12 protein-coding genes are annotated in these 13,165 nt (G+C 64.1%); 11 read left to right on the top strand and 1 reads right to left on the bottom strand.

Going from position 1 to position 13,165, the window contains the following annotated elements; all coding sequences use genetic code 11:
* The first annotated feature begins 42 nt into the window (after nt 1-42).
* Nucleotides 43-2,160 carry a TRAP transporter permease gene (locus tag V1479_RS02590; protein WP_368801527.1) on the top strand — a complete coding sequence of 706 codons (2,118 nt, stop codon included), beginning with the start codon at nt 43-45 and terminating at the stop codon, nt 2,158-2,160.
* A 1-nt stretch (nt 2,161) separates the two neighbouring features.
* A complete protein-coding gene (locus tag V1479_RS02595; RefSeq protein ID WP_368801528.1) occupies nt 2,162-2,527 on the top strand; it encodes a DUF1850 domain-containing protein in 366 nt (121 codons plus the stop codon).
* Nucleotide 2,528: 1 nt separating this feature from the next.
* Here the strand turns inward: V1479_RS02595 and V1479_RS02600 are convergent, their stop codons facing one another.
* On the bottom strand, nt 2,529-2,678 hold the full coding sequence (locus V1479_RS02600; protein ID WP_173188368.1) for a hypothetical protein: 150 nt from the start codon (nt 2,676-2,678) through the stop codon (nt 2,529-2,531).
* Nucleotides 2,679-3,045: 367 nt separating this feature from the next.
* Here V1479_RS02600 and V1479_RS02605 point away from each other — a divergent pair, with 367 nt between their 5' ends.
* From V1479_RS02605 to V1479_RS02645, 9 genes are all read left to right on the top strand, one after another.
* Nucleotides 3,046-3,552, top strand: coding sequence for a YciE/YciF ferroxidase family protein (locus V1479_RS02605; protein WP_368801529.1), 507 nt, complete (start codon nt 3,046-3,048; stop codon nt 3,550-3,552).
* Nucleotides 3,553-3,732: 180 nt separating this feature from the next.
* Nucleotides 3,733-4,299 (top strand): thioredoxin family protein, encoded by a 567-nt coding sequence (locus V1479_RS02610; protein ID WP_368801530.1) that lies wholly within the window; start codon nt 3,733-3,735, stop codon nt 4,297-4,299.
* A 162-nt stretch (nt 4,300-4,461) separates the two neighbouring features.
* Nucleotides 4,462-5,694 carry an MFS transporter gene (locus tag V1479_RS02615; protein ID WP_368801531.1) on the top strand — a complete coding sequence of 411 codons (1,233 nt, stop codon included), beginning with the start codon at nt 4,462-4,464 and terminating at the stop codon, nt 5,692-5,694.
* Between the two features lie 72 nt (nt 5,695-5,766).
* Nucleotides 5,767-6,654: a MurR/RpiR family transcriptional regulator gene (locus V1479_RS02620; RefSeq protein WP_368801532.1), complete on the top strand. Its 888-nt coding sequence runs from the start codon at nt 5,767-5,769 to the stop codon at nt 6,652-6,654.
* On the top strand, nt 6,651-8,003 hold the full coding sequence (locus tag V1479_RS02625; protein ID WP_368801533.1) for an aspartate aminotransferase family protein: 1,353 nt from the start codon (nt 6,651-6,653) through the stop codon (nt 8,001-8,003). The genes V1479_RS02620 and V1479_RS02625 overlap by 4 nt, the downstream gene beginning before the upstream one ends.
* Complete coding sequence (locus V1479_RS02630) at nt 8,003-8,854, top strand: beta-keto acid cleavage family enzyme (RefSeq protein ID WP_368801534.1); 852 nt, start codon at nt 8,003-8,005, stop codon at nt 8,852-8,854. The genes V1479_RS02625 and V1479_RS02630 overlap by 1 nt, the downstream gene beginning before the upstream one ends.
* A gap of 89 nt (nt 8,855-8,943) precedes the next feature.
* Nucleotides 8,944-9,924 (top strand): TAXI family TRAP transporter solute-binding subunit, encoded by a 981-nt coding sequence (locus V1479_RS02635; RefSeq protein WP_173188354.1) that lies wholly within the window; start codon nt 8,944-8,946, stop codon nt 9,922-9,924.
* Nucleotides 9,925-10,015: 91 nt separating this feature from the next.
* The gene (locus V1479_RS02640) at nt 10,016-12,688 is read left to right on the top strand and encodes a TRAP transporter permease (RefSeq protein ID WP_368801535.1); all 2,673 of its coding nucleotides are present in this window, start codon (nt 10,016-10,018) and stop codon (nt 12,686-12,688) included.
* Between the two features lie 12 nt (nt 12,689-12,700).
* Nucleotides 12,701-13,135 (top strand): universal stress protein, encoded by a 435-nt coding sequence (locus tag V1479_RS02645; protein WP_368801536.1) that lies wholly within the window; start codon nt 12,701-12,703, stop codon nt 13,133-13,135.
* Nucleotides 13,136-13,165: the final 30 nt, after the last annotated feature.

The following is a 13,165-nucleotide window of genomic DNA, read 5'->3' on the forward strand; positions in this document are numbered from 1 at the left end:
CCGTTGCCCGCAGCAACGTGGCTATCCCTTTCGGAGCACGCGATGACCAATGCAGCATCCAGCCCGTCCAAGGCGGACGAGGCCGCGGCAGCCATTCACGATCCCACCCATGGCAGCTTTCCGCTGACCCGTGAAGGCAGGGTTCTGTTCTGGATCGCGGTAGCCTTCTCGCTCTACCAGATCGGTTCCGCAGCGCACATCATCAACCTGCCGAGCCAGGTGGTGCGCGCCTTCCATCTCGGCTTTCTGGTGCTGCTGACCTTCCCGCTGGTCGCGGCGATGACGGGCCGTGCGCTTCCTGTTCGCGCCGTGGCCTGGGCGCTGGGTGCCGCCGGCATGGCGGTCGCATTCTATCAGTGGTGGGAATACGTCCCACTGATCCAGCGGACGGGGTTTCCGCTCACGCGCGACATCGCCGTGGGCGTCGTCGCGCTGATCACCGTATTCATCGCCGCCTGGGTCATCATGGGACCGGCGCTGCCGATCATTTCGGGCCTGTTCCTCGCTTACTGCCTGTTCGGCCAATACCTGCCGCGACCGCTCAACCATCGCGGCTACGCCTTCGATCAGGTGATCGACCACATGGCGTTCGGCACCGAAGGCATCTACGGCATCCCGATCTACGTATCGGCGACCTATATCTTCCTTTTCATCCTGTTTGGCTCCTTCCTGGAGCGGGCGGGCATGATCAAGCTGTTTACCGACGTATCGCTGGGCTGGGTCGGTCATGCGCGCGGCGGCGCGGCCAAGGTCTCCGTCATCTCGTCCGGCATGATGGGCACCATCTCCGGCTCGGGCGTCGCAAACGTCGTGACAACCGGCCAGTTCACCATCCCATTGATGAAGCGCTTCGGCTACCGCCCCGCTTTTGCGGGCGGCGTGGAGGCGACGTCCTCGATGGGTGGGCAGATCATGCCGCCGGTCATGGGTGCGGTGGCCTTCATCATGGCCGAGACGCTGGGCATCGAATATTACGAGGTCGTCAAGGCGGCGATCATCCCCGCGATCCTGTACTTCGCCTCGGCCTTCTGGATGGTTCACCTGGAAGCGGGCAAGCGCGGGCTGATGGGCCTGCCTCGCTCCGAACTGCCTTCGCCGCTGCGCGCGCTCCGCGAGAGCTGGTATCTGATCCTGCCGCTGGCTGCACTCGTCTACCTGCTCTTTTCAGGCTACACGCCGCTCTTCGCCGGCACCGTCGGCCTGTCTTTGACAGTCCTGCTCATCCTCGGCACCACCGTTGCGCTCGGCCTGCCCAACACCGTGCTGCGCTACGTCTTCTGGATCGGCCTTGGCGTGGTTGCGGCAAGCTTCTTCCGCCTCGGCATCAATGTCATTCTGGCGGCTGTTGTGGCGCTGATCCTGGTGAACGTTTTCATAGCGGGCGGTCGCGACACGCTCGCGGCCTGCCGCGATTCCCTCGCCGAGGGCGCAAAGACTGCCCTGCCTGTTGGTGTCGCCTGCGCGGTCGTTGGTGTCATCATCGGTACCATGACGCTGACCGGCGTCGCCAACACCTTCGGTCAGTACATCGTATCGGTCGGCCAGACCTCGTTGTTCCTGTCGCTGGTCCTGACAATGATCACCTGTCTGATCCTCGGCATGGGCATCCCGACGATCCCCAACTACATCATCACCTCGACGATCGCCGGGCCGGCTCTGCTGGCGCTGGGCGTTCCGCTGATCGTCAGCCACATGTTCGTCTTCTATTTCGGCATACTGGCCGATCTGACGCCGCCCGTGGCGCTCGCCTGCTTCGCAGCAGCGCCCATTGCGCGCGAAAGCGGGCTGAAGATCGCCATGCAGGCGATCAAGATCGCCGCTGCCGGCTTCGTCATCCCGTTCATGGCCGTCTATACGCCGGCGCTGATGCTGCAGGACGGGGGTGCTCTCACCCAGTCGATCGGCTTCTGGCCCGCCGTGATCTACATCGTCTTCAAGACGGGCTTGTCGATCATGCTGTGGGGCGTCGCCGTCATCGGCTATCTGCGCGCCGATCTCGCGATATGGGAGCGCCTGCTTGCAGCCGCTGCCGCCTTCACGCTGATCGCCGCCCTGCCGGCAACGGATGAGATCGGCTTTGCGCTGGCGGCCGCGATGATCGGCCTGCACTGGTGGCGCACCCGCGAGCAGGTGCCGCCTGCGCGCGAGGCGGGCGAATAGGATGAGCGTGTGCATCGCCGCTGCCGGCAAGACGCTGATGCTGGCGGCGAGCCTGTTCACGCTCTCCTGGGAGCACTCGGTCGAGAAGATCGCATGGCAGGAGGACTGGCTGGCGACACCGGCCGGCCTTCACGCTTTGCAGGCACGCGTCAAGGGCTCGGGCGCCGGCATGGACCCGCCCGAGGGTTCGGTTCTTCATGATGGATGGTGGCGCTGGAAGCCCTCGATACCGCCGCTGCCGCGACTGGTGCTTGCCGCCTCGGGCGCAACGGCTTCGGGCTGGACGGTCTGTGCGGAGGGCCGGTGTGTCGAGGTGGGCGCTGACGCGGCGGAGCCGGTCGTCATCGAACCCTGCCGAAAGCCCTGACTTACTGGAAGCTGGCGTCGGGGTGCACGCCGCGGATGCGTGCGCAGGCGGGGCCGGGGCCGCGCATGTAATGGCGCTCCGGGCGGTAGCTCGGCATGAAGAATTCGCGCACCGAAACTGCGCGGCTGATGATGTGAGCCCAGACCGTCATGACCCGAATTTCCCGTCCTCTCGGATGTCCCTTCCGAATGGCATTGATTGTAGCGCAGACCCGTGAATAACCCGTGAACGCGTTGTTAATGGGTAGCTGTTTAGGGCGCGATCCGTGACGCAATTGCGAGTGATTCGCGGCCCTTTCGCGGCTGCGCGACGATTGCCTGCCCGTGTTGCATTTGCGCAACGCCCTTTCTCGCCGCCCCGCTGCCGAAAAATTATCCCGATTGGCCAGGCCCAAGCGGAACCGCCTCCGCGCTTCGACGTTGGAGAGGTGTCCGGACAGACACTGGCCCCGGCGTCAATCGAATGAACGCTGGGAGCCAGCCGCCCCTTAAAAAGAAGAAGCAAGAAAGGCTACGACGATGGGCATTTTTTCCAAGGACATCAAAACGATGGACGATCTCTTCGTCCACACGCTCCGCGACATCTACTATGCGGAAAAGCAGATACTGAAGAACCTTCCCAAGATGATCGACAAGGCGACGAGCGCCGAACTCCGCAAGGGCTTCGAGAAGCACATGGCTGAGACGGAAGGCCATGTCGAAAGGGTGGAGCAGGTGTTCAAGATGCATGGGGTCGAGGCCAAGGCGGTAAACTGCCCGGCTATCGATGGCATCCTGAAGGAAGCGGACGAAGTCGCTGGTGAGGTCGACGACGACCGCGTGCTCGACGCCGCGCTGATCGCCGCCGCTCAGGCCGTCGAGCACTATGAAATGACGCGCTACGGCACGCTTGTCGCCTGGGCGACGGAACTGGGACGCAACGACTGCGCCGCCGTCCTTCAGAAGAACCTCGACGAGGAAAAGGCAACTGACGAAAAGCTGACGAATTTGGCTGAGAGTCGGGTCAACCTCAAGGCTGCCGAGTAGACCCCAGGGTCCACGAGTAGTACGCCGCAGCCGGGTTCCCCTCGCCTGGCAGCCGGCTTTCCGGCCCGCCGCTTTCCCAAGCGGCGGGCCGATGCTTTTTCCGATTGAGCCGCCGGACTTCGCGGGTGCAGCCAAACATGTCTATGATGGGCGTCGATGCACCGACGATGGAGGATGAACATGGCGGCGGTTCCGCCCGTTTGCGATTTTGGCTGGAAGGGGATCGACGCGATCCTTCCCGGTGTGGATGGTAACGAGCATCAGCTTTCCGAGCATGTCGGCCCCGGCGGCCTCGTCGTGGCCTTCATCTGCAACCACTGCCCCTATGTGAAGGCGGTGATCGACCGCATCGTGCGCGATGCGCGAGACCTCAGCGCCCACGGCATCGGTTTCGTCGCGATCAACTCCAACGACGCCGACGCCTATCCGGAAGACTCATTCGAGAACATGAAGGCGTTCTCGCGCCAGCACGGCATGACCTTCCCCTACCTCCACGATGAGGACCAGTCGATTGCACGGGCCTATGGCGCCGCATGCACGCCGGACTTCTTCGGCTTCAATGCCGACATGCGCCTCCAGTATCGCGGCCGGCTAGATGCCTCGCGCCGCGAGCAGGGGCCGGCCGACCTTCGCCGCGATCTCTACGAGGCGATGGTCAAGATCGCGCAGACGGGCGAGGGACCGCGCGAGCAGGTCGCCTCTGTAGGCTGCTCGATCAAGTGGAAGGACGGCGGCGACTGGGCCTGAACCCGCAATGGCTCATCTGATAGCAGTTATCATCACGCCGGCCTGAGCTGTCTGGAACGGTCGATGTCTTGCCCGTGGCGCTTTGGCCCGCGGCACGAAGCGACGATGCTGCCATTGAAAACATGATGGCGGGACCGCCGCCGAAAGGGATCGGAAAACGCCATGGATGCCGCGGCGAACGCGAAGGCTCGGGCCGACATAGACGGCCGCTATGCCTGGACGAGGCTGCTCGTCTCGGTGCTGATCGCCACGATCGGCAGTGTCGGCATGTGGTCGGTCATCGTCGTCTTGCCGGCGGTCCAGGCGGAATTCGGCGTCGATCGTGGCGTCGCCTCGCTGCCCTACACCGCCACCATGATCGGCTTCGCCTTCGGCAACGTCATGATCGGCAGGTTCGTCGATCGGGCCGGCATCCTGCTGCCGATGATGGTTGCGGCCGGCTCGCTTCTTGCAGGTTACGTGCTGGCAGCCATCGCACCCTCCATCTGGCTGTTCGCGCTGCTGCAGGCACTGATCGGGTTCGGGGCCTCCGCCACCTTCGGCCCGCTCATCGCCGATCTCTCGCACTGGTTCGATCGTCGCCGCGGCGTGGCTGTCGCCGCCGCCGCAAGCGGCAACTATTTTGCCGGCGCGATCTGGCCGCTGGTGATGCAGTTTACGCTGCCCACCGAGGGCTGGCGTTTCACCTATATCGCGATCGGCATTGTCTGTGTGGTGACGATGGTGCCGCTGGCGCAGTTGCTGCGCCGCCGCGCGCCCTATGCCGAGCCGGAGTCAGTCGCTGCCACCGGCGTGGCGCATAAGCGCTCCATCGATCTCTCGCCGCGCGCGTTGCAATTGCTGCTGTGCCTTGCCGGCGTGGGCTGCTGCGTGGCGATGTCCATGCCGCAGGTTCACATCGTCGCCTACTGCGTCGACCTTGGCTACGGCGTCGCGCGCGGATCGGAGATGCTGTCGCTGATGCTGGTCGGTGGCATCGCGAGCCGGCTCGTCTCCGGTTTCCTGGCGGACTATATCGGCGGCGTGAAGACGCTGCTGATCGGCTCCGTGCTGCAATGCCTGGCGCTTTTCGCCTACGTGCCGTTCGACGGCCTGGTCTCGCTCTATATCGTGTCCATGGTCTTCGGCCTGTCGCAGGGCGGCATCGTGCCGAGCTACGCCATGATCGTGCGCGAATATCTGCCGGCACGCGAAGCCGGCCAGCGCGTTGGCGTTGTCATCATGGCGACGATCGCCGGCATGGCGCTGGGCGGCTGGCTTTCAGGCTGGATTTACGACCTCACCGGTTCCTACGCGGCCGCCTTCTGGAACGGGATCGGCTGGAACGTCATGAACATCTCGATCATGGTGCTGATCCTGCTCCGCAGCAGCCGACCGCGCCCGGTGCCGGCCTGACGGAATCTGATTGACACAAACGTTTCATTCCAGCTTTACTGCGTGACAAGCGTTTCGTAGGGTGGAAGCGTCGTGAGCCTTCAGGAGATTTGGCAGCGCATCGAATCCCGCTACGGCGCATTCTCGCCGCAGCTTCGCCGCGCCGCCCGTTTCGTCCGAGAGAACCCGCAGGATGTCGCCCTGCATTCGCTGCGCACCGTGTCGCGAGAGGCAGGCGTGTCACCGACATCGATGACCCGTCTGATGCAGGCGCTCGACTTCGACAATTGGGACGCGTTTCAGGCAGACCATCGCGCATGGCTCACCGCTGGCAGGCAGGGTGCGTTCTCGGATCGTGCCGACCGCGTCATCAGCGGATCGCGGGGGCCGGGCGCAGAAGACCTGCTGCTCGACGCGATGGCCGCGGCCGAGCGGAACAACGTTTCCCACGCGCTCGCCCCGCAGGCGCGACGCAGCCTTGTCCAGGCCGCCGACATGCTGGTCGCCGCGCCCGCTGTGGCAATCGCCGGCATCAGAAGCTGCTTCCCGGTCGCCTTCAGCCTGCACTATTCGCTGTCGCTGTTCATGCCGCATGTGAGGCTGATGACCGGCATCGGCAGCGCTCCGCTCGACGAGTTGCACCATCTGCGCGAGAACGATTGTCTGGTGGTGGTCTCGGTCGCGCCCTACAGCCGCGAGACCGTCGATGTTGCGCGCCATGCACGGAACTCGGGCGTTCGCGTCGTCGCCATTACCGACGGTCCGCTGAGCCCGATTGCCCGGCTAGCCGACGCCACGCTTGGTGCGGCTAATGAAAGCCCGGCCCACATCGCCTCGCCCATCGGGCCGATCGCTGCCGCCCAGGCGCTGGCCATTTTGGTGCTGGCGCGCGCCGGCGATGGCGCGCTGGATGCGTTGCGCCGCCGCGAGGCCACCTTCGAAGCCATCTCCGCCTATCTGCCAGAAGAGCCTAAGCCATGAGCGCGAACCACACCCGCATCCTGCATCGTGAACCGTCCCGCGACTTGCCCGTCGCGATGAGCGGCGATGGACCATTCGTCATCGACAGCGCGGGCAAGCGCTATCTGGACGCTTCCGGCGGCGCGGCCGTGTCCTGCCTCGGACACAGCGAGCGTCGCGTGATCGAGGCGATCAAGGCGCAGCTCGACCGCCTGCCCTACGCACACACCGGCTTCTTCACCAACGAGCCGGCGGAGGCGCTTGCCGATCATCTGATCGAACGCGCGCCGGAAGGGCTCGGCCATGTCTATTTCGTCTCGGGCGGCTCCGAGGCCAACGAGACGGCGATGAAGCTCGCGCGGCAATATTTCTTCGAACGCGGCGAGACCGGCCGGCGGCACTTCATCGCGCGCCGCCAGAGCTATCACGGCAACACCATTGCGGCGCTCTCGGTGGGTGGCAATGCGGGACGGCGCGCGATCTACGAGCCGATCCTTCTGCCGGCCAGCCATATCGCGCCCTGTTTCGAATACCGCCACCGTCGATCGGACGAGGCATCTGAGGAATACGGCATCCGCGCCGCCGACGAGCTGGAGGCCGAAATCCTCAGGCTCGGGCCGGAAACCGTTATCGCCTTCATTGCCGAAACGGTCGTGGGCGCGACCGCGGGAGCCGTGCCGCCGGCGCCGGGCTACTTTCGTCGAATCCGCGAGATATGCGACCGCTATGGCGTCCTTCTGATCCTTGATGAAGTCATGAGCGGCATGGGTCGCACCGGCACGCTCTACGGCTGCGAGCAGGACGGCATCGCGCCCGACATTCTCACCTGTGCAAAGGGGCTTGGAGCCGGCTATCAGCCCATCGGTGCGACGATCCTCTCGGAACGCATCTTCGATACGATCACGGGCGGCTCGGGGGCGTTCCAGCACGGCTTCACCTATATCGGCCATGCCACGGCAGCCGCCGGCGCTTTGGCCGTCCAGCGTGTCATCGAGGAAGACGGGCTCCTTGAAAACTGCCGCCTCATGGGCGCGAGACTGAAAGAGCGTCTCGGCGAGGCGTTCGCAAGCCATCCCCGTATCGGCGATATTCGCGGCCGTGGCCTGTTCATCGGCGTCGAACTGGTCGAAGATCGCGAGACGAAGAAGCCTTTTGATCCCGCCCTGCGCTTGCATGCGCGCATCAAGGCTGCCGCGATGGAGGAGGGATTGATGGTCTATCCGGCTGGGGGAACGGTCGACGGCAGGGCCGGCGATCATGTTCTGGTCGCCCCGCCATTCATCATCGGCGAGGGTCATGTCGGCATGATCGTCGAGAAGCTCCAGCGGGCAGTCGCTGCAGCGACCGCTGCGGCCGGAATCGCCGCCTGATGACCCATCCTTTCGCCATTGCCGTCGCGCCGAACGGGGCGCGGCGCACAAAAGCGGATCATCCGCGCCTGCCGATGACGGCGGACGAGATCGCGCGCGATGCGGCAGAGGCGCTGGCCGCCGGCGCGGCGATGATTCATCTACATGTGCGCGACAGCAACGGAGCGCACACGCTCGACGCGGCGCTTTATCGCGAGGCAGTCGCAGCCGTGCGCAAGGCCGTCGGGAACGATCTGGTCGTGCAGGTCACCACCGAAGCTGTCGGACGCTATACACCTGACGAGCAGGTTGCCGTCATCGACGCGTTGCAGCCGGAATCCGTATCGATCGCACTGCGCGAAATCCTGCCCGAGAACGGTGACGAGCGCCTGGCCACCTCGCTCTTCGAGCGTATGGAGAAAGCCGGCACACTGCATCAGATCATCATATACGAGGCGGCCGAACTGGCGCGCCTTGACGCGCTTGCCGGGCGCGGCGTGCTGCCGGATGGGCCGCTCGCAGTGCTCGCGGTGCTCGGCCGGTACACGGAGCAGGGCGCGACTGACGGTGAGCTCGCCGCGTTCCTTTCCAACGGCATCGATCGGCATCAGTGGATGCTGTGCGCCTTCGGGCCCCGCGAAACGGAATTCATGGCGCGCGCGGCGCGCGCAGGCGGCCACGCTCGTGTCGGTTTCGAGAACAATCTCTGGTTGCCCGATGGGTCATTGGCGTCGGATAACGCCGCAATCGTCGCTGCGACGGTGGCGAAGGCAGGAGATTGCGATCGTGGGGTTGCAAAGGCCGCGGATTTGCGCAGGCTTTGGCGAGTACCCGCATCGGCCGTCAGCGAGATTTCGGCAGCCTCCGGGTGACCGAACAACCGACCCTCGCGCACGGAGGGATCCGGGTTATATCAACCAACCCGCTAAGGGGAACGTGCAAGGAGCAAGGAGACGCAAATATGAAACCCAGAAACCTGATTGGCCTCGGCCTGGCGATGGCAATGGGCGGCTCGCTGGCCGCCGGTAGCGCCGTTGCGCAGGAGCAGCAGTTCATCTCCGTCGGCACCGGCGGCGTCACCGGCGTCTACTACCCGGTCGGCGGCGCGATCTGCCGCCTGATGAACCAGACCCGCCGCGAACACGGCATCCGCTGCTCGGTCGAATCGACCGGCGGTTCGGTCTTCAACGTCAACGCGATCAAGGGCGGCGACCTCGAGTTCGGCGTCGTGCAGTCGGACGTGCAGTACAACGCTTTCAACGGCGAGGCGAACTTTGCCGAGGGTGGCGCGCATGAAGACCTGCGTTCGGTGTTCTCGCTTCACGCCGAGCCGCTGACCGTCGTGGCACGCTCCGAAGCAGGCGTGGCCGGCTTCGACGACCTCAAGGGCAAGCGTGTCAACATCGGCAATCCCGGCTCCGGCCAGCGTGCGTTGATGGACCTGCTGATCGCAGAGAAGGGCTGGACCAACGCCGACTTCGCGCTCGCCGCCGAGCTGGCGCCGGCCGAACAGAGCTCCGCGCTCTGCGACAACAACATCGACGCCTTCGCCTACACGGTCGGCCATCCGGCGGGCGCTATCCAGGAAGCCACAACGACTTGCGACAGCGTGATCGTTCCGGTCGAGGGTGAGGCCGTCGAAAAGCTGGTCACGGACAATCCGTACTACTTCAAGGCTGTGATCCCCGGTGGCATGTATCGCGGCACCGACAATGACGTGAACACTTTCGGTGTCGGCGCCACGGTCGTGACCTCAGCCACCGTCGACGACGAGGTCGTCTATCAGTTCGTCAAAGCCGTCTTCGACGACTTCGACAACTTCAAGAGCCTGCATCCGGCGCTTGCCAACCTGACGCCGGAAGACATGGTCGGCCAGGGCAACTCCGCGCCGGTCCATCCGGGCGCCGAGAAGTACTACAAGGAGAAGGGCTGGCTCCAGTAAAACCAGAAATTCGGGGCGTCCGATTGCCGGGCGCCCCGTTTTCGATCAACATGGCCCATTAGGGCAATGTGCGCGTCAGGAGGGGACCCAGATGGCGAACGATCCGAAGACTGCCGGCAAGGCAACAACGGCCATGACCGACGACGAACTTCAGGATCTCGTGGCATCGAGTGATACCGGCGCGCGCAATCCGGTCGGCACGGCCGGTCTTGTGATCGCAGGCGTTGCGCTGTGCTGGTCGCTGTTCCAGCTTTACATCGCTTCGCCGCTGCCCTTCATGCTGTCTCGCATGACCGGTCTGCAACTCGTCTTCAACGACACGCAGACACGCTCCATCCACCTGGCATTCGGCGTGTTCCTCGCCTTCATGGCCTTTCCGGCCCTGTCCAGCAGTCCGCGCGACCGAATCCCGCTACTCGACTGGCTTCTGGGCATTCTGGCTGCGTTCTGCGCGCTCTACATCTTCATCTTCTACCGTGACCTCGCCCAGCGCCCAGGCCTGCCAATCACGCAGGACCTTGTTGCCGCCGGGCTCGGCATGGTTCTCCTGCTCGAGGCGACACGACGAGCCCTCGGCCCGCCGCTGGTGATCGTCGCACTGGTGTTCCTGGCCTATGTGTTCTTCGGTTCGTCGACCTTCGTGCCTGACATCATCCGCTGGGGTGGCGCATCGTTCGCGCGCGCCATGGACCAGATGTGGCTGTCGACCGGTGGCGTCTTCGGTGTTGCGCTGGGTGTTTCGACGGCCTTTGTTTTCCTGTTCGTGCTGTTCGGCTCCATGCTCGACCGCGCAGGCGCCGGCAACTTCTTCATCAAGCTCGCTTTCGCGCTGCTGGGGCACCTCAAGGGCGGCCCTGCCAAGGCGGCCGTGCTGGCCTCGATGATGACCGGCCTTATATCGGGCTCCTCGATCGCCAACGTGGTGACGACCGGCACCTTCACGATCCCGCTGATGAAGCGCGTGGGCTTCTCCGCCGAAAAGGCCGGGTCGGTCGAAGTCGCAAGTTCGGTCAACGGTCAGATCATGCCACCGGTCATGGGCGCCGCCGCGTTCCTGATGGTCGAATATGTCGGCATTTCCTACCTGCAGGTCATCAAGCACGCTTTCCTGCCGGCGGTGGTCTCTTACATCGCTTTGCTCTACCTCGTGCATCTCGAGGCGGTGAAGAACGACATGCCCTCGCTGCCCAAGCGGGTGCAGCACCCGGCCAGGATCGCACTGCTGCGTGCAGGTCTGGTGACCCTGTCGATCATCATCCTGGCAGGCGCGATCTACTACGCGATCAACATGGTGAAATGGCTTCTGCCGGCAATTTCCGCGCCGGTACTGCTGCTTGCCCTGCTGGCGGCCTATGTGTTGCTGATCTGGTATGCCGCCAAGCAGCCCGATCTGGAACTCGACGATCCCAATGCGCCCGTGGTGGAGCTGCCGATCGCGTCCGAGGTGATCAAGACGGGGCTGCATTATCTGCTGCCGCTGTTCGTGCTTGTCTGGTTCCTGATGATCGAGCGCCGTTCGCCTGGGCTGTCGGCCTTCTATGCGGTCATCCTGCTGATCATCATCATGCTCACCCAGAAGCCGCTGAAGGCCATGTTCAGGGGCATGCAAAGCGCTGAGACCAGCGCCGCGATGCGCGAAGGCTTCGACGATCTCATTGTCGGAATGATTTCCGGCGCGCGCAACATGATCGGCATCGCCTGTGCGACGGCGGCCGCCGGCATCATCGTCGGCACGGTCACGCTGACCGGCATCGGGCAGGTGATGGCGGAGTTCGTCGAATTTCTCTCCGGCGGCAACATCTTCCTGATCCTCGTCTTCACCGCGATTATCAGCCTCATCCTGGGCATGGGCCTGCCGACCACGGCGAATTACATCGTCGTCTCCTCGCTGATGGCGCCGGTGATCGTGGAGCTGGGCGCCGCCAACGGCGTCCTCATCCCGCTGATCGCGGCCCACATGTTCGTCTTCTATTTCGGCATCATGGCCGACGTCACGCCACCGGTGGGGCTTGCCTCCTTCGCGGCGGCGGCGGTTTCCGGTGGTGATCCCATCAAGACGGGCTTCACCGCGTTCTTCTATTCGCTGCGCACCGTGCTGTTGCCGTTCATCTTCGTCTTCAACACCGATCTGCTGCTGATAGACGTGAGCTGGGCCGGGGCGATCTGGGTGGTTATCCAGGCAACGCTTGCGATGCTGATATTTGCAGCCGCCACGCAGGGCTTCTTCATGGCCCGCTCACGCCTCTGGGAATCGGCAGCACTTCTGCTCGTCACGTTCATGCTGCTGCGGCCGGGCTTCTTCCTCGACCTCGTGCAGCCGCCCTACGAGCAGGTAGAGCCAACGCGCCTGTTCGAGGTGATGGAAGGTGAGCCCGACGGTGCGCAGGCCCGTCTCGTCATCACCGGTCCGGACTTCGACAATCCCGACACCCTGGTCGAGCGGACGATGGCGTTCGACCTCGGACCCCAGGGCGAAAGCGGCGAGGCTCGTTTCGAGAACGCCATGGGCATGAATGTCACCGTCCAGGATGACAAGGCGATCCTCGACGAGCCGATGGACATGAACAGCCTTGCCGGCCGCACCCTGTCGAACCTGGATTTCTACGATCCGGAACGTCCGGTTCAGATCACTGCCATCGAAGTGACCACCGAGCGGATGCCGCGCGAGATTTTCTACATTCCGGCGCTGCTGCTCTTCGGGCTGGTCGTCTTCACCCAGCGCCGCCGCGGCGGGACGCTGTTCGGCAATCCGAAGGCCGCGTAGGGAGGTGCGATCATGTACAAGAACATCCTGGTGTCGGTCGATCTTGGCGACGCCGAAAACGAAACGCGCACGATTGGCACCGCCGTCGATTATGCAAGGCTCTTCGGCGCGACGCTGCATGTGATGACGGTGGTGCCCGACTATGGCCTTTCCATCGTCGGCGGGTTCTTCCCGAAGGGGCACGAGCAGGAGGCGATCGACCACGCCAACAAGGCGTTACACGAGTTCACCGGCAAGCACGTGCCGGCCGAGGTCAAGCATCGCCATATCGTCGGTCACGGCTCGATCTATCGCCAAATCCTGCACTATGCAGGTGTGGTGAAGGCCGATCTGATCGTGCTCGCCGCGGGACGAGAGGGGCCTGAGGACTACCTGATCGGTCCGAACGCTGCCCGCGTCGTGCGCCATTCCAAAACATCGGTATTGGTCGTCCGCGATAACGGTTGACCATACGGGGAGCAGCCGAAAGGCACGGAT

Origin of the sequence: Neoaquamicrobium sediminum, assembly GCF_040970315.1 — a bacterium.
Lineage (GTDB): Bacteria > Pseudomonadota > Alphaproteobacteria > Rhizobiales > Rhizobiaceae > Aerobium > Aerobium sediminum.